The sequence below is a fragment of the Acidobacteriota bacterium genome, assembly GCA_016715115.1.
GTDB lineage: Bacteria > Acidobacteriota > Blastocatellia > Pyrinomonadales > Pyrinomonadaceae > JAFDVJ01.
Genome location: JADKBM010000016.1, coordinates 1,590,881 through 1,613,629, shown reverse-complemented (window position 1 = coordinate 1,613,629; position 22,749 = coordinate 1,590,881). Strand labels below are relative to the sequence as shown.

15 protein-coding genes are annotated in these 22,749 nt (G+C 55.5%); 8 read left to right on the top strand and 7 right to left on the bottom strand.

Features of this window, described 5'->3' with window-relative positions:
* Nucleotides 1-16: 16 nt before the first annotated feature.
* On the top strand, nucleotides 17-595 hold the full coding sequence (locus IPN69_24815; protein ID MBK8813934.1) for a methyltransferase domain-containing protein: 579 nt from the start codon (nucleotides 17-19) through the stop codon (nucleotides 593-595).
* 445 nt (nucleotides 596-1,040) lie between these two features.
* Here IPN69_24815 and IPN69_24810 read toward each other — a convergent pair whose 3' ends face one another.
* On the bottom strand, nucleotides 1,041-3,878 hold the full coding sequence (locus tag IPN69_24810) for a VCBS repeat-containing protein (GenBank protein MBK8813933.1): 2,838 nt from the start codon (nucleotides 3,876-3,878) through the stop codon (nucleotides 1,041-1,043).
* Nucleotides 3,879-4,048: 170 nt separating this feature from the next.
* On the opposite strand from IPN69_24810, the gene IPN69_24805 reads away from it, so the two are divergent.
* The 6 genes from IPN69_24805 to IPN69_24780 all read left to right on the top strand — a co-directional run bounded on the left by IPN69_24805 (nucleotide 4,049) and on the right by IPN69_24780 (nucleotide 14,158).
* The gene (locus IPN69_24805; protein ID MBK8813932.1) at nucleotides 4,049-4,834 is read left to right on the top strand and encodes a 2Fe-2S iron-sulfur cluster binding domain-containing protein; all 786 of its coding nucleotides are present in this window, start codon (nucleotides 4,049-4,051) and stop codon (nucleotides 4,832-4,834) included.
* Nucleotides 4,821-5,807: a xanthine dehydrogenase family protein subunit M gene (locus IPN69_24800; GenBank protein MBK8813931.1), complete on the top strand. Its 987-nt coding sequence runs from the start codon at nucleotides 4,821-4,823 to the stop codon at nucleotides 5,805-5,807. Before IPN69_24805 ends, IPN69_24800 begins: the two co-directional genes overlap by 14 nt.
* 170 nt (nucleotides 5,808-5,977) lie before the next feature.
* Complete coding sequence (locus IPN69_24795; protein ID MBK8813930.1) at nucleotides 5,978-8,134, top strand: xanthine dehydrogenase family protein molybdopterin-binding subunit; 2,157 nt, start codon at nucleotides 5,978-5,980, stop codon at nucleotides 8,132-8,134.
* 268 nt (nucleotides 8,135-8,402) lie between these two features.
* Nucleotides 8,403-9,380, top strand: a complete 978-nt coding sequence (locus tag IPN69_24790) for an XdhC family protein (protein MBK8813929.1) — start codon at nucleotides 8,403-8,405, stop codon at nucleotides 9,378-9,380.
* 179 nt (nucleotides 9,381-9,559) lie between these two features.
* Nucleotides 9,560-10,183, top strand: coding sequence for a nucleotidyltransferase family protein (locus tag IPN69_24785; protein ID MBK8813928.1), 624 nt, complete (start codon nucleotides 9,560-9,562; stop codon nucleotides 10,181-10,183).
* Nucleotides 10,184-10,345: 162 nt separating this feature from the next.
* A complete protein-coding gene (locus tag IPN69_24780; protein ID MBK8813927.1) occupies nucleotides 10,346-14,158 on the top strand; it encodes a TonB-dependent receptor in 3,813 nt (1,270 codons plus the stop codon).
* Between the two features lie 86 nt (nucleotides 14,159-14,244).
* Here IPN69_24780 and IPN69_24775 read toward each other — a convergent pair whose 3' ends face one another.
* The 6 genes from IPN69_24775 to IPN69_24750 all read right to left on the bottom strand — a co-directional run bounded on the left by IPN69_24775 (nucleotide 14,245) and on the right by IPN69_24750 (nucleotide 20,973).
* Complete coding sequence (locus IPN69_24775) at nucleotides 14,245-15,003, bottom strand: hypothetical protein (GenBank protein ID MBK8813926.1); 759 nt, start codon at nucleotides 15,001-15,003, stop codon at nucleotides 14,245-14,247.
* Between the two features lie 59 nt (nucleotides 15,004-15,062).
* Nucleotides 15,063-17,177: a tetratricopeptide repeat protein gene (locus IPN69_24770; GenBank protein MBK8813925.1), complete on the bottom strand. Its 2,115-nt coding sequence runs from the start codon at nucleotides 17,175-17,177 to the stop codon at nucleotides 15,063-15,065.
* An 84-nt stretch (nucleotides 17,178-17,261) separates the two neighbouring features.
* Nucleotides 17,262-18,467, bottom strand: coding sequence for a hypothetical protein (locus IPN69_24765; protein MBK8813924.1), 1,206 nt, complete (start codon nucleotides 18,465-18,467; stop codon nucleotides 17,262-17,264).
* Between the two features lie 4 nt (nucleotides 18,468-18,471).
* On the bottom strand, nucleotides 18,472-18,762 hold the full coding sequence (locus tag IPN69_24760) for a Dabb family protein (GenBank protein ID MBK8813923.1): 291 nt from the start codon (nucleotides 18,760-18,762) through the stop codon (nucleotides 18,472-18,474).
* Between the two features lie 240 nt (nucleotides 18,763-19,002).
* Nucleotides 19,003-19,452 carry an SRPBCC family protein gene (locus tag IPN69_24755; GenBank protein MBK8813922.1) on the bottom strand — a complete coding sequence of 150 codons (450 nt, stop codon included), beginning with the start codon at nucleotides 19,450-19,452 and terminating at the stop codon, nucleotides 19,003-19,005.
* Between the two features lie 99 nt (nucleotides 19,453-19,551).
* Nucleotides 19,552-20,973 (bottom strand): aminotransferase class I/II-fold pyridoxal phosphate-dependent enzyme, encoded by a 1,422-nt coding sequence (locus IPN69_24750; GenBank protein MBK8813921.1) that lies wholly within the window; start codon nucleotides 20,971-20,973, stop codon nucleotides 19,552-19,554.
* 216 nt (nucleotides 20,974-21,189) lie between these two features.
* Between IPN69_24750 and IPN69_24745 the strand changes: the two genes are divergently transcribed.
* Nucleotides 21,190-22,716: an amino acid permease gene (locus IPN69_24745; protein MBK8813920.1), complete on the top strand. Its 1,527-nt coding sequence runs from the start codon at nucleotides 21,190-21,192 to the stop codon at nucleotides 22,714-22,716.
* The last annotated feature ends 33 nt before the right edge of the window (nucleotides 22,717-22,749 follow it).

Below are 22,749 nucleotides of genomic sequence, written 5' to 3'. Positions count from 1 at the left end.
TTAACAATAAGCTGGAATGGTTTACGACAAGATCGCCGAACGCTATGACCGCCTGATGGCGCCGCTCGAACGGAATTTTCTGAAGCGTTGGCGCGAAGAGACTTTGTCGCTGCTGCCGCTGAACTCCCGGATTCTGGAGATCGGCGCCGGGACCGGAGCCAACTTCGCGTACTATCCGCCGGCCGCTTGTGCCGTGGCATCCGAGATCTCCGCGGAGATGATCGGAAAAGCGCGATCCAGATCCGCCGGCATCAGCCTGATTCGTGCGAACGTCGAAAGTCTGCCGTTTTCATCCGGTTCATTTGATGCCGCATTTGCGACTTTGGTTTTTTGCTCGGTCGCAAATCCCACGGACGGATTCAACGAGCTTAGGCGAGTGGTCCGGCCAGGCGGAAGGATCGTGCTGTTGGAACACGTTCGTCCGAACGGCCTTTTGGGGTATCTTTTTGATCTCTTCAACATCGTTTCGATGGCGCTCATCGAAGATCGCTTCAATCAGCGTACATCCGAATTGGCCGAAAACTCAGGCCTGAAAATCGTCGAACTGAGAAGAAAAGCGCTCGGAGCAGTAAATCTGATCGTCTGCGAGAACTGAGAAGTGAGAACTGAGAAGGGAGAACTGAAAACTGAGAAGTGAGAGCTGAGAAGTGGGAACTGAGAGCTGAGAAGTGGGAACTGAGAGCTGAGAAGTGAGAACTGAGAAGTGAGAAGCGGGAACTGAGAAGTGGGAACTGAGAACTGAGAACTGAGAACTGAGAAGTGGGGACTGAGAAGTGAGATCTGAGAACTGAGAAGTGAGATCTGAGAAGTGAGAGCTGAGAAGTGAGAACTGAGAACTGAGAACTGAGAACTGACAAATAGCTGATAGTTGATGGTGATTAGCTGATAGTTTCACTTATCACTTATCACTTATCACTTATCACTTCTCACTTCTCACTTCTCAGTTTTCGGTTCTCACTTCTCATTTCTCATTTCTCATATTTCTCATTTCTCAGTTCTCACTTCTCATTTCTCATTTCTCAGTTCTCACTTCTCATTTCTTAGTATGCCGACGGAACCGGAATGTCCGTCGCCGCGCCGAACGACTGGATCAGCAATCCTTGAGTCGAGCGGTTGACGTACCAAGTCGCCGCCGACGGACGGAACACCGCCGTGTCGGCCTTGCCGTCGCCGTCATAGTCGCCCGCCACCGGAATGTCGGTCGAGATTCCGAACGGCGCCGAGTAATACGTCGAATCTTCCGATCTCAACACGAACCACTCGCCCGACGAAGGCCGCCAGAACGCAAGGTCCGTCTTGCCGTCGCCGGTGAAGTCGCGTGCCATCGGCTTGTCGGACGAAATCCCGAACGTCGCCGCGATGACGCCCGCCGTCGAACGGTTCAGCCACCATTGGCCGACGCTCGGACGATAGATCGCCATATCGGCGCGGCCGTCGCCGTCGTAATCGCCGACCTGCGGAACGTCGCCGTTGGCGCCGAACTGCTGGATCGTCGTCCCGTTATCCGACGAACGCTGCACGTACCACGTCGCGTTCGAAGGCCTGAACACCGCCGCGTCGGCCTTGCCGTCGGCATCGAAATCGCCCGGCGCCGGAATATCGCCCGACGCGCCGAACGGGAACGAGTAGAACGAGAAGTTCTCGCTCCTCAAGACAAACCAAGATCCGGATGACGGACGATAGATCGCGACGTCCGTTTTGCCGTCGCCCGTGAAATCGGCCGGAGCGAGTTTGTCGGACGAGTTTCCGAATGTATGCGTGATGACACCGAGCGTCGTCCGCGCGAGCCACCACTGACCGTTCGATGGACGAAAGATCGAAATATCGGTCTTACCGTCGCCGTCGAAATCTGCAAATGTCGCCGGCGTGACCGCCGCTGTTCCGAAGACGGTGAAACTGAAAACCTGTGAGACCGAAAAACCGTTCACCGCGCCGGCGTCGGTGACGTACCAACGACCGTAAAACGTCTGGCCGACAAGCGACTGCTGATTCGGAATCGCGAGACTTATCGAACCCCAACCATTGCCGTTTCCAGAGCCCTGAAGACTGATCGTCTGTCGCGCAAAGGATCCCGCGGCGGGAATCGATGAGCCGACTCCCGGATCGGCAGAATCGATCACAAGCACGGCTTGCGCACCGCCGAGCGAATCGGAGACGCCGACCGTGAAACTCGGATTTCCGACAAGCGGCGGTTCGATCGCCGTCACCTTCGGCGTGATCGCACCGGAACCGGCGCGGCCGGTGCCAGAAACGACCGGGACCCGATTCGTCTCGGTGTAAAGTGTCGGCCGGTCAAACGGCGGAAGTTCGTTCTTGACCCGTAAATCGGTCAACGGCCGTTTCAGAAACGAGACGAGCGCCGCTTTCTGTCCGGGTGTCAGATTGAGCGGACGAATCAAATTGTGGTCGATGTTGGGCGCGTCAAAATCACCGCCGCGATTGTAGAATTCAACGACGTCCTCAAGCGTTGCGAACCGTCCGTTATGCATAAAGGGGCCGCGGAGTTCGATATTGCGAAGCGTCGGAGTCCGGAAACGGCCGTTATCGTCGGGAAGTCCGGTGATCGCGCCGCGCCCGAGGTCTTCGGCCGGCGGTCGAACGCCGATGTTGTGGAACTGCTGGTCGGACATCAGCGCGTCGGAGTGGCAAATCGCGCATTGCAGGTTAACGAAAAGGCTCTTGCCCAACTCCTCCTCGCTGGTCAGTGTTTCGATATTCGCGGAGTCCTTGTCGAGCGGCGTTTGGTCCGAAAATAGAATGCGTTCGTGCGTTCCGATCGCCAGCGCGATTCGCACCGGCGTCACGTCCGCCGTACCGAAAGCTTCTTCGAATAGTTGCGGATAGTTTCGGCCGTTGATCCAGGTTTGAAGCGCGGTCGGGATATTCGTTGCCAAAGCGAGCGGTTTCGAAACCGCGACGCGCGCCGCGACCTGTGTCCAATTACGGCCGCCGTGGGCCATCTCCGCCGAAGAAAGCGGCGGTCCAAGGACCTGGCTTTCGAGTGCGCCGCCACTTGGAATCACGACCGCATTCGTTAGCGGATCCCGAAACTGGCTCGTCGCGCGACCGTCCCAGAAGATTCCGTTCGGCGAGTATCCGGCGTTCAAATACGAAGGCGACTTGCGACCGGTGACCTGTTCGTTGAACTTGAAAAAGTTGTTCAAGACGTAACTTCCGTCCGCGTTGTTCTGCGGCACCCCGGGCGAACCGAAGGGATCGTCGGCGGTGTTGAACGTATTGTCGAAACCGGGATTTCGCGAGCGGCTGTCGCCAAAAATAGTTCGCGGATCGGATCCGCCCGCTCCGGCGCGGTGACAGGTCCCGCAGGAAACGGTCCTGGTTGAGGAAAGCTGCTCGTCCCAAAACAGCGCTTTGCCGAGATAGGCCTTCGCCGCCGTGACCGGATTTTCCGCGGGTATCGCAGGTGGATCCAGCGGCGGAAACAATCCGCCTGAAAAACCGCCAACGGCACGCGTTCCCTGATCGGAATTGCTGAACGGACTGACGATCGCGCCGTTTTCGGCCTTGACCCAATAGAAATACGGTTGACCGGCGGTCGGCGTCAGGTCGAAAAAGAAATTCGCAGCGGTCGTACCGACGTCGGTCGCGGTCGCCGAGTTGTTGGTCGTGTTTCGAAAGATCCGATAGAGCGTTGCACCGCGGATCGTGTCCCAATAAACGCCGACCTTATCGGCATAGTTATTGTCCGACGCCAAAACAGCGGTCGGAGCGGAGAGCGAACCCTGACCGCTCGCGGTCAGGGTCAGAATCTGATTACCGAAAAACAAAGCGGCGAATGTGGCAAATGCAAAACAGGAAAGCAATTTCAGGCGATTCATCTGGAAAACTCCGTAAAGGTAATATCCGTCAATGCTCAATATATCACGCGGAATTCTTCTTTTCAGCCGACGGCGCGGTTTTTAGGAGCGAAAATGCCGGTAATTTTCTTTCGAAACAAACGAGATTTTGGTAGAGTAACAAAACTAAACACGGATTTGATCCGAAGCGTCTTTGATGGCTTCGGAGACGTTTCGGAGACGAAGAAACTATGACCGATAAAGTTGAAAGCAACGGCGCGGTGCAGCTGTCTGACGACGAGCAGGCGCTGTTGACCGATTTGGGCGAATCGCGCCGAAAGTTCCTCGGCAAGGTCTCGGCGACGACGTTCGGCGTTCTTGCCGCGCAAATCCTTGCCGAACAGGAGATTCTTGCGAATTTCAACGTTCCGGAAGACGCGCTGTTCGCACCGGTCGCGGAGGAAAACGCCGTGAAAGTCACGCTAAGCGTCAATGGAGCGCAAAAGTCCCTAAGCCTGGATTCGCGCGTCACACTGCTCGATGCACTGCGCGAGAAATTGGGATTGACCGGATCGAAAAAAGGCTGCGACCACGGCCAGTGCGGCGCGTGCACGGTGATCGTCGATGGCCGCCGAGTGCTTTCTTGCCTGACGCTCGCGGCGACGTGCGAAGGCAAGACCGTAACAACGATCGAAGGACTCGCAAACGGCGACGAACTTCATCCGCTTCAGGCTGCGTTCATCAAACACGACGGCTTTCAGTGTGGATATTGCACGCCGGGTCAGATCTGTTCGGCGGTCGCGATGCTCGAAGAGGCAAAGCGCGGTCAGATCAGTTTCGTCTCGGACGAAATCCGCGCAAAGGCCCGGCCGTTGACGCTCTCCGACGATGAGATCCGCGAACGAATGTCGGGAAATTTATGCCGGTGCGGCGCGTATCCGAACATCGTCAAGGCGATCCGCGAGGTTCATACCGGCGCCGCGGTCGCGCAGACGTGGGAATTCGTGAAGGAGGACAAGACCGATGCGACCGTTTAAGTACACCAAGGCGAGTGACGCCGCCGGCGCGGTTAAGTCGGTGTCGTCAAACAAGAACGCGCGTTATCTTTCCGGGGGAACCAATATCCTCGATCTGATGAAGGAAGATATCTCGCGCCCCGACGAACTCGTCGACATCAATTCCTTGAAACTGTCCGAGATCAAACCGACGGCGACAGGTTTGTCGCTCGGCGCGCTTGCCAAAAACACGGAAACGGCGAATCATCCGCTCGTCCGTCAAAGCTATCCGATGCTGGCGCGGGCGATCCTCGCCGGCGCGTCGGAGCAGATTCGAAATATGGCGACAAACGGCGGCAACGTTTTGCAGCAGGTGCGATGTCTTTACTTCTATGACATCGCCGTGCCGTGCAATCGCCGCGAGCCCGGTTCGGGCTGCAGCGCCATCGGTGGGTTGAATCGAACTTATGCAATTCTCGGTTGGTCGGAGAATTGCGTCGCGGTCAACCCCTCGGATATGGCGGTCGCGCTTGCGGCGCTCGACGCTAAGGTCAACATTCAAAACGCTGAAGGCAAAATGCGTTCGATACCTTTTACCGAACTTCATCGGCTGCCGGGCGACGCGCCGCACGATGACAAAGCGCTCGCGCACGGCGAGATGATCACTTCGATCGATCTGCCGAAGAACAATTTCGCGGCGAATTCCTATTACCTGAAGGTTCGCGATCGCGCGAGTTATTCATTTGCGCTCGTTTCGGTCGCCGCCGGACTCGAACTCACCGGCAAGAAGATCAAGCTTGCACGGATCGCGCTCGGCGGCGTTGCGAACAAACCGTGGCGGGCGCTCGAAGCGGAGAAGTTTCTCGCCGGCAAGACCGCGTCGCGCGAGGTTTTCAAACAGGCCGCGGAGCTTGAAATGAAGAACGCGAAACCGCTCGAACACAACGAGTACAAGGTCGAGTTGGGAAAGCGATCGATCGTTCGCGCACTCGAAAAAGCATTGGCCGGGAAGTGAAGACTTCGGGGATTTTGGGCGGTAGCCCAAAATCGGAAATTCGGATCGTTTCGTCGGGCGGGAGCCCGACGCTGAACGATATTAGTTGAGTGTGCTGAACGATACTCGATACGGATTGAGCCGCTGATCAATCCAAAATCGAAAATCGAAAATCGAAAATCTAAAATCGTATGAAGTACATCGGAAAAGAAATGAGCCGCGTCGACGGCGTTGCGAAAGTGACCGGCAAAGCTAAATACGCCTCGGAATTCGACGTCAAGAACATCGCGTTCGGCTATATCGCGCAAAGCCGGATCGCGAAGGGGCGAATTACATCGATCGACGTATCCGAGGCCGAGAAACAACCGGGCGTGATCAAGGTTTACACGCATCTTAACGCTCCGAAGTCGCAGTCGAAAGATCCGGACTTTTTCGCGATGCAGTCGGACCGAATCGTTTTCAGCGACCAACCGATCGCGTTCGTCGTCGCCGAATCGTTCGAGCAAGCGCGGTTTGCGGCCCGGCTTGTCAGATCGACATACTCCGAGGAAGAATCGAAGACCGAGACCGTAAAAGCGCCGGCGGAAACGTCGCGTGGTCCCAAAATGCGCGGTGATGCGCCCGGCGCGTTTAAGAACTCGCCCGTCAGGATCGAGGCCGAGTACACGATCCCGATCGAGCATCACAATCCGATGGAACCGCACGGCGGGATAGCCTTTTGGGAAGGCGACAAATTGACGATGTTCACCAAAACCCAAGGAGTGAAGGACGTCCAGAACCATCTTGCGCAGTGCTTCGGGCTCAAACCCGAAAACGTCCGCGTCATTTCGCCTTTCGTCGGCGGCGCATTCGGTGCGGCCCTCGATCCGCATTACTACACGTTCCTGACGGCATCCGTCGCGCGTGACATCAAACGGCCGCTGAAGGTCAACTACACGCGCCGCCAGATGTTCACCGGCCACGGCTATCGGCCGTACACCTGGCAGAAGGTCGCGATCGGCGCCGAAAAAAACGGAAAACTCAATTCGATCGTTCACGAAGCGATCGGAAACACTTCTACTTATCAGTCATTCGCCGAAAGTCCGAACGGATTCGGACGCACGCTCTACGAATGCCCGAATTACGACACACCCTACAAACTCGCCAAAACGGATCTTCCGACGCCGACCTGGATGCGTGCGCCGGGAATGGTATCGGGCGCTTTTGCGCTCGAATCGGCGATCGATGAATTGGCATTCGAACTGAAGATCGATCCGATGGAACTGCGTTTGATCAACTACGCCGAAAAGGATCCGGAAACCGGCAAACCGTTTTCCAGCAAAGCGTTGCGCGAAGCTTTCAAGCAAGGCGCGGCGAAGTTCGGCTGGGACAAACGCAAACTCGAACCGCGTTCTATGCGCGACGGCAAGTGGCTCGTCGGCTGGGGCGTCGCGACCGGTATCTGGGGCGCGTTTCAAATTCCGGCGACGGTTAGGATCACGCTCCGCAACGATGGAACGGCCAACGTCGCCAGCGCGTCGGCCGACATCGGTCCCGGCACCTACACGGTGATCACGATGATCGCCGCAGAGTATCTTGGGATCGCGGCCGAGAAAGTGAAGTTCGAACTCGGCGACAGCGACCTCCCGCCGGCGCCGGTTCAGGGCGGGTCATTTACGACCGCGTCTGTCGGCACGGCGGCGTACGGCGCGGCGATGGCGATCAAAAAGAAACTGTTCGATCTCGCGGCAAAGACCGAAAACTCGCCGTTCGCGGGCGCGAACGTTGACGACGCGTCGATGGCCGACGGTTTCATCAGCTTGAAGGCGGACGCCTCCAAACGGGTTTCGATCGCCGACGTGATGAAGGCAAACGTGATGACGGAACTCGTCGAGACGCATACCTCGCGGCCGGACGCCGAGCGCCAGAAATATACGACGCAGGCTCACGGCGCGCAGTTCGTTGAGGTCAAGGTCGATGAAGAACTCGGAATCGTAAACGTCACGCGGGTCGTCGAAGCGACGGCAGTCGGCCGGATTATGAACCCGAAGACATCGCATTCGCAGGAAATGGGCGGCGTTGTTTGGGGGATCGGAATGGCGCTTCAGGAAGAAACCGCGATCGACCACCGATTCGGCCGGATGATGACGACGAATTTGGCGACATATCACATTCCGGTGAACGCCGATGTGCGCGAGGTGGAGACGGCGTTCGTCGAGGAAGACGACAAGATCGTCAATCCCCTGGGCGTGAAGGGAATGGGCGAACTGTGCCTCGTCGGGATCCCGGCGGCGATCGCCAACGCGATCTTTCACGCGACCGGCAAACGCGTTCGCGATCTTCCGATCACGTTGGATAAATTGTTGTAAGCTGCTAATTGAGAGAGGCGACGTCCCGATCAAACGCGAACTAAGATTCAGAAACGTCTGTCTGCTTTTAATGATTATTTTTCGTTGGGTTGGCGGATTTTGGCGTCATTTCGCTGTCGATAATGTCCTGGATTGGCCGAAACCATCCTCTCCAATCGCAAGTTGGATTCGACCGCCAAACGACGCGAAAGAACGCGAAGTCACTGGCGTATGATCTGGCTCAAGAACCTTCAATATTCAATTGTTTGGTTCGCCCTTTTTGTTCCCAATGAAAGAAATCGAAGAAATCCTAAAGACGATTCCGCGCCTCGACGCCGATGAAACCGCAGTTGTCGCAACGGTCATCAACGTGCAGGGTTCGGCGTATCGGGGCGCCGGCGCGAAGATGCTGATCCGCGCCAACGGCGATGCCGTCGGAACCGTTTCCGGCGGATGTCTTGAAGCCGATGTTCTCGAGCGCGCAAAACGGGTCGTGGATTCGGGCGCGGCTCAGGTCTTCGTTTACGACACGACGAAGCACGAGGACTCGGTTTTCTCGCTCAATATGGGCTGCCGCGGCGTCATTCGGATCTTGTTCGAGCCGTTCGACCGGGATTATTTTGAACGGATCGCGGCCGCCAACAAAGAGCGAAGGCGTTTTGTCAGTTCGGTATCGATCGCTCCCGATTCGATCGGTCTCCGGGATTACGACGAAACGGGCACGGTGCAGATCGACCGCTCACAACTGATCGGCGAGCGATTTGTCGAGATCATCGACCCGCCTATTTCGATTCTCATTTTCGGCGGCGGTACGGATGCAATTCCCGTTTGCACGATCGCGAAAACCCTCGGATGGCGTGTTTCGATCGTCGATCACCGTCCCGCCTTTGCGACTCGCGAGCGATTTCCGGATGCAGATTCGATTCAATTGCTCGCGCCCGAAAATTTTGCGGGCAATCTGAAGATCGACGCGAATTCGGTCGCTGTCGTGATGACTCATAACTACGAAAAGGACAAACTGATCCAGAAATTCATATTGCCGTCGAATGCCGCGTACATCGGCGCGCTCGGACCGAAAAAACGTACCGAAAAACTGCTTGCTGAGATCGGCGAATCCTGGCCGGCGAATCTCTACGGTCCGATAGGTCTCGATATCGGATCGGAGTCGCCCGAAGAGATCGCACTCGCGATTGTCGCCGAGATCCAAAGCGTCCTCAAAAAGCGCAGCGCCGGGTTCCTTCGCGACCGCAATGCGGGAATCCATTAGGAATTTGCGATTTGCGATTTGCGATTTGCGATTTGCGATCTGGGGATTTGGGATTTGCGATTTGCGATTTGGGGATTTGCGATTGATTCCCCGAGAGATTCAAGATATTCAAGATTCCCGAAGGCGAAAGATTGCCGACCAAAGATCAGCCAGCCTTTGGAAGGGCATCAAACGCAGCAGTGAATCCAAAATCCGAAATCCAAAATCCAAGATCGGTCCTGATTCTTGCTGCCGGCGAGGCGCGGCGGTTTGATTATTTTCCAAAACAACTGCTCGAATTTGAGGGCAGATCGCTCGTTCGGCGCGCCGTTGAGACGGCACTGGATTCAACGGCCGATTTCGTTTGCGTCGTTCTCGGGGCATACGCCGAACGCATCAAACCCCATATCGACGATTTGCCTGTCTTGATCGTGGTCAACGAAAGCTGGGCCGACGGGATCGGTTCGTCCATCAAGAGCGGACTTGAGATCTTGATTCAACAAGTTCCGGATGTCGAATCGGTCGCCATCATTCTCGCCGATCAGCCCTTGATCGACGCGTCGGTCATCGATCGGCTTTTCGCGAGCGCCGCTGATTCAGGGATCGCCGCCGCCGAATACGCGGGAACCGTCGGCGTCCCGGCGGTCTTTTCGGCTGAATTCTTCGAAGAACTCCTCGGACTCGACCCGTCCGAAGGGGCGAAGCGTGTGATCTCCGGAAACCTGAATCGAACTTCAAGAATTCTCGTACCTTCGGCCAACCTGGATATCGACGAGCCTTCGGACTTTGCCGAATTGTGTAATATCTCCGTAACCAACAATTAACCGAATCGTAACTCAAGCTTAAGCCGTATTTAACCTCTCGCCCATATCCTTTATCTTGCAATCAAGGAAATTCAGCAGTTATTGACACGACAAGAGATCGCAATCGGAGGTTCGAATTCCGATTGCAGTCTTGTTTTTGAACATTTGTAACCAAGGAGAAATATGCGATTCAGCCAAGTATTAAGACTGTTTTCGATGGTCTTTGTTTTAACGCTAACTCAAAACGCCCTCGCGCAGGCGACAGGAAGTCTGACAGGGACGGTGAAGGACCCGAACGGAGCGGTCGTTCAAGGCGCAACGATCGTCGCCAAGAATAAAGCGACGAATCAGTCGCGCACCGCGGTGACCAACGGCGAGGGGAGATGGACCATCAACCTTCTGCCGGTCGGAGTTTATTCGATCACGTTTGAAAAGGATGGTTTCAAACGCGGCGTCACCGAGAATGTCGCAGTTGAAACGTCGGTCGAGCGCACGGTCGAGGCAACGCTCGAGATAGGCGCGGCCGACGCTGTTGTTACCGTGACGAGCGACCAACAATTGGTCCAGACGGAATCGCCGACAATCACCCGGCAGATCACCGGAGAAGAGGTCACCAAGTTGCCGACGTCGACGCGTTCCTTTACCGGACTGCTTTCGTCGGAAGCCGGAGTTTCGTCGGAACTCTCGCCGGTCGGAGTCAATGGAAACGGAAACATATCGCCATCGGTCAACGGAACCCGGACGACATCGACCAGTCTTTTCTTCAACGGGATCGACGCGACGAACATCACGAGCAACGAAGGTTCGCTTTCAGACAATATCTCGCCCGCACCGGAGACTCTTCAAGAGGTGAAGTTGCAGACTTCGCTCTACGATGCTTCGACCGGACGCAGCGGCGGAGGCAATTTCCAGCTCGTCACCAAGTCCGGCGGAAATCGTTTTAACGGGTCCGCATATTACTACCTTCAAAACAAGGCGTTTAACTCAAATGAGTTCTTTCTTAAGGAAAGCGGCAACGAAAAGCCGCGAGCCGATCGAACCGAAGCCGGTCTTACAGTCGGCGGGCCGATTCTGAAAGACAAGGTCTTCTTCTTTGGTGGTTATCAGTATACGAACGCAAACACCGGACTCGTTCCGACGGCGCGAACGCGCACCATCCTGCCGCTGGCACTAAGCGTGCTCGGTACCGATCGATCGAAGGCGGCGATCGCGGCAGCATTCAATCAATTCAACAGCTGCACCGTCGGAACAAACTGTCTGACCGCGACGGACGTCTCGGACGTCGCCTGGCGAATCTTCAATCTTCAAAATCCGGTTACCGGAGGGTTTGTTCTGCCGAGCCTACAGGGCACGACCTTCCGAAATCTTGGAATCGTGGACCAGACGGGTTCAGGCAGCTATCAATTCGGCGGTTTTCCGACCGTCACGAGCCGGACGCTTCAACGCAACAATCCGCTTGTTGAGGTTATCAGCGTCGAACCGTCCAAGTTCAAACAGAACCAGTACACGATGCGACTTGACGGGCAGCTTTCAAAGTCCAACACGCTCAGCGGGACTCTGTTTTGGGCCGATTTTCCGGGTCTCGATTCATTCCCCGACCCCAATTCGCTCGCATCTCCGTTTACCCTGCGCCGCAACGATCGCAACCGGACGCTGGCGATAACGGACACCCATATCATTTCGCCAAACTGGATAAACGAATTTCGTTTCGGGTATTTTTCGCTCAACAACACGCGGCGTCTGGACGACGACTTTCTGGCGATCACGAATGAAAGCATTGGCGTCTTCAATCCGGCAACGACATTTGACAACAGCGCCGCGACGTTGCGCCTCGGGCATTACATCGGGCGCAATAACCTCGCGAATTTCTCATTTGGAGGTCCGAACGATTCGTTCAACAAGCGCAAGCAAGTGACTTTGAGTTTTGGCAACAACGTCAATTGGATTTTTGGGAACCACAACATCAAATTTGGAGGCGATTTCAAACGGCATCAATTCGATACTAACCTGCCCGAAGAACAAGCAACCGAGTTCGAAAAGTTCGACAGCTTTACACAACTGGTGACCGGTAATGCGACCGAGGCAGACACGCAGTATGGCGTGACCGACAAGAGCTTCCGTTTTATGGACTGGGGCTTCTATTTGACCGACAACTGGAAGATCAATCGCAAACTCAGCGTAAACTGGGGACTACGGTATGAACTGTTTATGCGTCCAACTGAAAAGAATGGCCGCATCGGAAATTTCGATCTGGAGTCATTTCAACCGTGTTTTGCGAAAACCGGCGGAACGACCGCGCTTTGCGACAACCCGACCCGCGGCTTCATCGTTCCGAGCAACGTGAATTTGGTCGGCAATCCGGTCGTCGACGGAGCTATCAACGCGACCAACGTCGTCGGCAACAAACACACGTTGAACGGCGAAGATTACAACAATTTTGCACCGCGCGTCGGCTTTGCATATTCGATCACCGACAAGTTGGTGGTCCGCGGCGGTTACGGGCTCTTCTACGATCGACCGAGCGCGGCGTTCATCAACACCGTGTTTTCAAACTACCCGTTCCTTCGTGAGGTCGAGATCACCGTTCCATCCGGCAATGTGCCGATCGCGACGGCCTTCTCGAACACGCCGACGACGATCCCGCTGAACCAGTGGCTGCCGTTCCGCATCGTTCGCTCATCGGGTGCAACCGGCGCGTACCAGATTCGCGACAACACGCCGATCACGGCTGATTCGCGCGGCGTCCCGTTTGCGGCAGGTGTTTTCGGGAATATCGCCGAGACGTTTGAGTTTCGTGCGATCGACCGCGACGTTCAAACTCCTTTTGTTCACCAGTGGAACATCGGTGTGCAGTATGAACTGATGAAAGACCTCCTTTTCGAAGCTCGGTACATTGGAACGGCCGGCCGAAACCTACTGCTCGCAAACGCGCTGAATCAAGGTTTCGACTTGAACGATCCGAACACGCCCGATCACATTTTCGAGCGTTTCAACCAAGCATATGTAGCAGCCGGTGCGCCAAACGGTGCCTTGAATTCCGGAGCGACGGCTCGTGAGCGCGGTCTTGGACGGGCGTTCGGATTTTTGAACACCGTGACCGGACAGGTCGATCTCAATCTATCGGCCGCGAACGGAACCGTGATTGGTTTCGAGGCTCGTGTACCGGTCCTCGGATTCAACGTTCCCGAGGCACTGCTACTGCAATCAAAAGGATATTCCGACTATCACGGCGGACAGTTCAGTCTGACGAAGCGATTTTCGAAAGGATTGCAGTTCAACGTCGCTTACACCTTCTCGAAGTCGATCGACATTATGTCGTCCGATCCGGGAAGCACGGCCGGCAGCGGAAAGCCCGATGTTCCCAACACGGGATTCATCACTCAGGGAGATTCACGAAACTTGAGCAACAACCGGGCCGTCTCCGACTTTGATCGGACGCATCGGTTCAGCACGAATTTCGTCTGGGAAATTCCGACCGGCGGAATGCAAAACGCGTTCGTCAAAGGGTGGTCAGTTTCGGGATTCTTCCAGGCGCAGTCGGGTACGCCGTACACGGTTTTTGCGAGTGAGCCGGAAATTGCCAACGTATCGCAATTGACAAATCTGGCGCGCGGTTCGGGCGGACTGTATCGACCTGGCTTCGGTCGTCCGAATACGACATGTTCATCCGCCGACGCAGTCAGCGGGGCAAGCACGAGCAATCTGAATGTCATCAATTCGTCGTGCTTCACATCGCCGCTCGGCGGCTTCGGAAATCTCGGACGCAACACCTTCCGGGGATCTATGCAGAAGCGTTTCGATCTGAGTTTTGCAAAGAATACCAAGATCAGCGAACGGTTCAGCATCGAGGTCGGGTTCGATCTGTTCAACGTCTTCAACACGGTGAACTTTGCGAATCCGAACAGTGACCTTCAGGATACGGTCGATTTCGGAATCATCACGAACACGACCGGCGGCCCGCGCGTCGGACAGTTTCGAGCGAAGTTCCGGTTTTGACGGGGCGCGTATGCGTAGGCGTTCAGGTGATCGGCGAGCGAATCGTTCGCCGATCACGTTTTGGTGAATCGAGACGCGACCAAGGATTATTTTTCGCCGTCGCGCGGCATATCTTTACGTGAGATTCGGCCGATGTAATCCTTGATCCGCTCGTTTAGGCCGGCTTCTGCGTTCTTCTGATCCTCAGCGGACTCGTTGGGCGACGCATACGGCGTTTCGAGGCCCTTTTGGAGATCGGCGAGCGCTCCTTTGTCGTCGTTGAGAAAATGCTTCATCGCGCCTGAAATGTAATACAGTAGTTTTTTCGGTACCTTGCTTTTCGCGTCCTGCATCTGCTTTTCGGTCAGCGCCAGCGACTTGCGCCGCGCCGCCGCCGCTTTTTCGGCATCACCGGCGCTTTCATAATGGTAGCCCTGTGTCCGGTAGAATACGCTCCACCATTCGTCATCGGTATCGAGAACGCTATAAACCTTTTCCATGATCGCCAGACGCTCGACCGTCGAAATCTCCTGGTAATCCTTGAATGGTTTTGACATCTTCACCCCGGCAAGAATCTCCTTGAGCGCCGGAATCTTGTCATTCGGGATCTTGTCGAAATCCCACATATAGGTCGCGAGATGGCATCTCTTGCAAAGATAAAACGTTGGGCTATCGGTACGCGGCCAGAAGATCCACTGGTATTTTGAAGGCCACCAATAGATGTACGAACCGTAACTCGTAACGACCATAAACGTGTTCTTTTCTTTGTCGATCGGACACGTGAACTCTTCCGGTGACCAGGTCGTCGCCGAGGCGGTCGCAAAAAAGAAGAGGATTGCCGTAAAGGCCACGAAAGATCGCTTCATATTCAACTCCTTTCCAAAAATGAAAAAGGCAGGCGTCGCTGCCCGCCTTTCCCGTTCGATTATTTGACTGCCGTCGTACTCGTCTTGTCGCGCGGGTCGTAGGGACTATCCTGATACCGCTTTATGACTTCTTGCGCGTTGTCGTAATTGTCGCCGAGCGCGGCTCCCTTGTTGTATGCATCCATTGCCCGCGTTCGGTCGCCTTTCGCGTCGTAGGCATTTCCCTTTTTGATCAATGCCCAGACGTGAAGCCAGGCCGGACGGGCGTCGCCTTGAACGCCGAGCGCCTCGACGGCTTTGAAGTTGTCGATCGCGAGATCGTAATTGCGCTGCTCGAGGAAGAGCAGTCCGAGGTGATAATAGATCCAGGCGTTCGAACGGTCGAGTTTCAGCGCCTGTTCGAACTGCTGTTGCGCCTCGACGTAGTTGCCTTCCTTGAACTGTTCGATGCCGCGGCGCGCGATGGACGAAATGCGGAGTTCGTCCGAGATCCGCAACAGCTTGTAGTTCGGATCAATGATCAATTCGAGAGGTTTGCCGTCGGATTCGATGTTGAAATCAGCGCTCGCCTCTTCGATATTGACGGTCACCGTCTTCAGTCCCTCGCCGCCTTCGGAACGGAGCTGGATCTCGAGCGGCAAACGGAGATTGTCGTAGTTCTGCCGGACCGTTCCGCGCGTGACGAATTTTCCGGCGCGCGTGCGGATGATCAGATAGTCGGCCTTGAATTCCGGAACTCCCGTGCTCTCGACCCAGCGGGCGAAAAAGTAGCGCATATTCTGGCCGGCGATCTCGCTGGTCAGTTTCTCGAAATCATCGATCGAGGCGTTCTTCCCGCGGTAGCGCTCGAGGTATGCGCGAAGCAGCTGATCGAACTTTTGATCACCGATCGTGTCGCGCAAAAGCTTGTAAGCGAATGCGCCCTTGGCGAACATAATGTATTGATACGCCGTAGATTGATCGTCGAGACTCGACGGCGCGCGCAGAAGAGATGCCGTCGGTTCGAATGTCAGAGCCTTTTCGAGAAGTTCACGGCGCAGAGATTCAAGCGCCGGACCGGTCAACTGACTTTCGCGCAGAGAGAACGCGCTGTATTCGGCGAGTCCCTGCGAGAGCCAGGCGTCGTCAAACGACTTCAAACCGGCCGAAAGTCCCCACCATTGATACGCGGCTTCGCGCTGCATCCTTTCGGCGGTTACTTCGCGGGATTGATCGAACAAACGTTGCGCGACGAAAAGCACTCCGGGAGCGGAATAGAACTCGAGACTGTCGTCGTCGATCTGCGCGATGACGAACTTGCGTCCGCTTTCGGGAAGTCCGTATTTCTTGGTATAGAAATCAAACGCGCGGCCGAGCGTTTCGCCGTACTGCGAGACGAGTTGATCGTTTGCGGCCTTTGTAAAGAACTGAAACTCGAACTCGCCGAAGCGCAGCGTCTTGCTCGCGTAACGGTCATATGCGAAATTGCCGATCAAGCCCGGGCGCGACTGAACGAAACGCTGCTTTCCGCCGACCGCGGCCGACGGCTGATCGCTGTAGCCGGCGATCGAGTAGCCCGTCGGGATCGAGATCGTAATGTCGCTCGTTGCAAAATCGGCGGCATAGTTGTGAAACGGAAACCAGCGTGCGGCGTACATCAAGTAACCGTTCTCGCTCCCGACATAAGCCAGCCGCTTGGTCAGAAGCGGTCCGCCTTCGGCCGTTACGAGCACTCCGTAATACTTGAACCTCAAAGTGACGGTCGAACCGGCAACCGCGGTTTCACCAAGATCGATCTTGACGCTCGGTCCGAGTTCGGAAACGCCGACGCGGTCCTGCACGAACGTCAGCTGATTCGTCGGAACGGCCGGTTTCGGCGTCGTCTTGGTTTTCGGTTGCGGGGTGGCAGTCGTCGTAGAAACAACCGACTGCGACTGAATCTTCGTGATGCTCTCGATCGTCAGCGATCCGTTGAGTTCGAAGGCGACATTGCGCGTGTCGGCTTTGGGAACGAAACTGACGTCGACGGTCGCCGCAAGCTTGTTTTCGTTCGGCGAAAGCTGGACGTCCATCTTGTAACCGGTAACGTCGAATTCAGCGCGCTGGACCTGTTGGGAAAAGCCGACCGCAACAAAAAGAAAAAGCACAAAACCGGACCCGAAAAGCCGAAAAGCAGATTTTTTTAGATTCGTCATCAATTTAACCGTAACCGTCAGATAAACAAATTAGTGTGTTTAGGATGTTTTGCCGTTTTAATTAGTTTGCCGAAGCGAAATCTTTCAGCGAACATAGATCGGATTCGACATTATCCACGGCATTGTTTCGAACGACGAACCGAGGTCGTCCCGAAAAACTTCAACGCGGTACACGCCTGATTCTTTGACGTCAAAGGCCATTTCCGTCTGGGGCGGCGTCTGATAAACCTTAACTCCGTTGCGCAGGACAACGAAACGCGCTGCCAGCGGAGACGCCGACTTCAAAATCATTCCGCCCGCGAACGGAACTTCGCTTCCCATCCGAAACATCTTTCCGCCCGATTCCGCCGTGAACGAAAATCCGGAAGTGTCGCCGGCGATATCGAAGCCGACGAACAATCGTCCGGACTTGAACGCGTCGATGACGCTCTCTTTCGTAAGCTCCTTGCCGCGCTCGACCAAAATATGTGCGCGGACGATGCCGAATGTGTTTTGATAGCGGTCGATCTTGAAATTTATCAGTTTGTTGCCCGCATCGTCGCCGAGGAAATGAAATCCGATGTTCGAATGGGCGTCCGTGCCGGCAAAAAGCGAGATCTTTCGTTTTGCCGCGATCTCGTCGAATTTTCGGAGATTGTCGTCCGGCCGCTTGAAATTTTCGGCGAGCGTCAGTCCTGGATACGACGGAAACGACCAGAGCATATCGAGGATCGTCAGGATCCGCGTGTTCTGTTTGGCGTTCGTGTGAAGACTGAAAACCTCGATGCCGTCGAAGTTTGAGTCCCACGATTTGAATTTTTCGGGATACGTGACCAGCGCCGCCTTGCCTTGGGAATGGTACTTTTCAAGAAACGCCGGCGTTTCAAGTCGCGCGTCGGCGAACATTTCCGGGCCGCCGTTGATCATCAGGAAACGGTCGCCGCTGATCGTGTCGGCTTCGTGTCCGCCGATAAAGAGCACGTTCTTGTAGATTCCGTTAAGCGACAGCGCCGAGGTGTCGTAATCCGCCGAAGTGTGTTCCGTCATCACGACGAAGTCGAGTTTGTTCGCGCTTGCCGCTTCGATCAGTTCGTCAAACGAACCCGTCGAATGTCCGCCGAGGCTCGTATGCGCGTGGATGATGCCTTTGAATTCGACGAAATCAGGGTCTTGACGGGCAATCCGCTGCGAATTTTGTGAATCGATCAGCGCCGAGCGATTCGCGATCTGAAAGCGGCGGAAGATGAACGGAATCTGCGCGACGACGACGATCGCGAGCAATATCAACAGGATCTTCTTCCAGCGTTTCATTCTTTTAGGTCACAAAATCGACCGAGACGACGCGTTCGGCGATCTCCTTGCCAAGCGCCGCGACCTTCAGATGTTCGGGGTGATCGGTGTATGCATCGAGCGCCTCGCGATCAGGATAAACCGCGACCAGCCCCGTATCGAACGAGCGCTCGAGATGCAGGATGTCCGAGCCGACTTCAAAGCTAACGATGTTCGGAATGAACGACGGAAGTGCTCGCAATCTCGCGATGTGATCGGCGCGTTGTTCGGCATCGGTCTCGGGTTTATATTTCCAGCAAACGATATGGGTCAGCATAATTTCGGATTTTGGAATTCGGATTTGGGATTGTCGGATCACCCGTTTCTCGATTCCTAATTTCCGGCCTTATTTTCTCGTAACTTGGAGCCGATAAGCAAACGCCTTTGGAAATACCAGATTCCAGATTCCAAGCTTCGCATCCCAAATTACGGAGACAGCCGGAGAAATCGATGGGCGAAACGGAACGCGTTATCCAGAGTTTGTGTGCTCCGCACGCTTGAAGAAGTCAATCCGAAATCACAAATCCAAAATCGCCCGCCGTGTAACTTCGTGCCGGAAAGCAAACATCTTTTCGAGTTTCGGAATGATCGCGTAAGGTGCGGCGAGGCGGCCAAAGATCCACATCGGCGGTTCAAACTCGATCTCATCGCGCAGGACGGCGCCGTCGGCGTGCGGCAGGACGATATGCTTGTGCCGCCAACTCGCAAACGGACCGGAGATCTGAACGTCCTCGAACATCCGCGGCGGGTCGTATGCCGTGTGCTCGGCGACCCAGCGGACGGGAACGACTCCGAAGAGCTTTGTCTCGATGATCGCGCGCGAGCCGATCTTCGAGATATCCGCCTTTTCTATGATCCTGGCGTTCTCCCACGGCGGAACGAGCAACTCGAATGCGTCCGGCCGCTCGTGAAACGCGAACACTTTCTCAGGTGACGCGGCGATTATCGATTCTTTTACGAATTGCATATTGATCTCGATCCGGACCGGTTACAAATTGTTGACGATTCGCTTTATGAATGCCTCGCGCAAAGACCGCCGAGTCCGCAACGCGGAAAACCTGAACGCTTAGATCTTCGCATTCAGCAGGTCCCAAACCTTTCGAAGATGCCTCTCCTCGACGCGGATGCTGCCGACAGACAGCCGCAGAGTGAATTTGCCATCGAGGATAGTATGCGAAAGATAGGCGTCGCCCGAAGCGTTGATCTCGTTCATTATGCGTTCGTTCAGCGCGTTGAGATCGGAAACTCCCGCCGGGCACGCGCGGAAGCAGACGAGCGCGAACGGAACCGGCGCGATCATTTCGAAGTTCGGGCTGTCATCGACCCAACCCGCGAAAAGGCGCGCCAGCCGGCAATGTTCGCGGATCCGTTCGATCAATCCCTGCTGGCCGAAATAGCGCATCACGAACCAGAGTTTCAGCGATCGGAAACGACGCCCAAGCTGGATCCCGTAATCCATTTGATTGGTAACCGTTTCGGTCACCTTGAGGTATTCGGCGACGAGCGAAAATGTCCGTTTCAGCAGGTCGAGGTCCTTGACGTACAAGACCGACAAGTCGAATGGCGTGAAAAGCCATTTATGCGGGTTGGTGACGATCGAATCCGCCCGCTCCCAGCCGTTGAAATAAGATTGAAATTCCGGCACGACGGCCGCCGAACCGGCGTAGGCGGTATCGACGTGAAGAAAAATGCCGTTGCGCTCGCAGATGTCGGCAATGCGATCGACGTTGTCGACGCTCGAACTCGACGTCGTCCCGACGGTCGGAATAACGCACATCGGCAAATGTCCGGCGGCGATGTCGTCGGAGATCGCTTCGCGCAGTTTCTCGACGTCCATTTCAAAGCGCTCGTTGGTCGAAATCTTCACGATCGAACGCGTCCCGAGCCCGAGCAGTATGACGGCCTTGTCGATCGAGGAATGTGTCTGCGTCGAGCAATATACCCGCAGCAACGGCAGGTCGGTCCGTCCGCTCATTCCTTTTTCGCGGATCCCGAGATTCAAACGTTCGCGCGCCATCGCCAGCGCGTGAAGCGTCGAGATCGAAGCCGTATCGTAGATGATCCCACTGAATTCATCCGGCAACCCCATCATTTGGCGCAGCCAGTCGAGAACGACCGGTTCGAGTTCGGTCGAGGCCGGCGAGGTGCGCCAGAGCATCGCCTTCATATCGAACGCCGCCGAGAGCATTTCGCCGAACACGCCGACGGAACTCGTCGAGGTAGAAAACAATCCGTGAAAATTCGGATGATTCCAATGCGTGACCGCAGGGAGAATAAGTCTTTCGACATCCGCAAGAACATCGCCGAAGTCTTCGCCGGTTTCGGGAGCCGATTTCGGAAGCGCGTCGCGCAACTCTCCCGGTTCGTTCTGTGAGAGTACCGGAAACGACTCGAGTTTTTCGAAATAGTCAGCGATGAAGTCGATGATCTCATATCCGAACCGACGAAAATCCTCGCGCGGCATATCGTTGTGTTTATTCGTCTCCATAGTATCAACGGTATTGTAATTTTCGCTTAGGGTTTGATCGGATTGCCAATTTCCGGCTCCCCGCAAAAAAAACCAGAAAACGCTCGACAGTTTATGTAATACAAGTATAATAGCTCAAACGTTTATCTCGCCAACGTCAAAGGATTGCAGATTTTAGTTTTAGGGATGCTTTGTCCGTTCTGTATGACAAAGTTGTTCGCCATTTAATTCGAAAATATGGCTACTGAGGCTACCGAATTGGAACGACCAAGCGAAGGATTCATTCGCGGGCTCGGACTCCTCGATTCAACCACGATCGTCGCCGGTTCGATGATCGGCTCCGGTATTTTTATCGTTTCGGCTGACATCGCGCGACAAACGGGTTCCGCGGGCGGGCTTCTGCTGACGTGGATCATCACGGGATTGCTGACGATCTTTGCGGCTTTAAGTTATGGCGAACTCGCGGCGATGATGCCGAAAGCCGGCGGACAGTACGTTTATCTTCGCGAGAGCTACTCGCCGCTTTGGGGATTCCTTTACGGCTGGACGCTCTTTCTCGTGATTCAAACAGGAACGATCGCCGCCGTTGCGGTCGGTTTCGCGCGGTTTCTCGGGGTCCTGTTTCCTTCGATATCCCCCGAAAGCTACATCATACCGCCCGTTCATATTTCGTCGGGCTACGCCGTTTCGCTTTCGACGCAGCAACTCGTCGGCGTAGTGATGATCATCGTTCTGACGATCATCAATATGCAGGGACTTGCGCTCGGAAAGTGGATCCAAAACGTTTTTACCTCGGCCAAGACGCTGTCGCTGATCGCGTTGATCCTGCTCGGGATCATCATCGGCGGTGCGAGCGGTACGTTTTCGGCCAATTGGGCGAATCTTTTCACGCCCGTGAACGCCGCGGTCATCAAACCGGATTTCGCGTTTCTTCCGGAAGTCTCGATGAACAGCGGCATTTTCGGAATCATCGTCGTCCTCTGCGTCGCGCAGGTCGGGTCGCTCTTTTCGTCGGACGCCTGGAACAACATCACGTTCACCGCCGGCGAGGTCAAAGACCCGCAAAGGAACATTCCGTTGTCGCTGGCGATGGGGACCGCGCTCGTGATCGGGCTCTACATTCTTGCGAATTTCGCTTATCTGGCGACGCTTTCTCTGCAGCAGATCCAAACCGCGCCCGACGATCGAGTCGGCACGGCGGCGCTTAACGTGATGTTCGGCGGGATTGGCGCGACGATTATGGCGGTCGCGATCATCATTTCGACATTCGGCTGCAACAACGGTCTGATCCTCGCCGGCGCGCGCGTCTATTACGCGATGGCCAAGGACAACCTGTTCTTCAAGTCGACCGGCAAACTGAACGCGAAGCACGTCCCGGCGATGGCGTTGGTACTGCAGTGCATCTGGACCTGCTTGCTGGTTCTGCCGCGGACGATCACGGTCAACGACAAGGGCGTGACGAGTTACGGCAATCTTTACGGCACGCTGCTCGACTACGTCGTGTTCGCGGTCCTGATCTTTTATGTGCTGACGATCATCGGACTCTTCGTGCTGCGCTTCAAGCGGCCGGACGCCGATCGCCCGTACAAGGCGTTCGGATATCCTTTGATCCCGATCATTTACGTCCTCGCGGCGTCCGTGATCTGTTTGGTATTGTTGTTCTACAAGCCGCAGACTTCGCTTCCGGGGTTGGTCATCGTCCTGACGGGCGTGCCGGTCTATTTCATCTGGCGAAGCCTATCGGCAAAGAACGACTCGACATAGTCGAAGATTCGACGAAGGCTCGCGGGGCGGGCC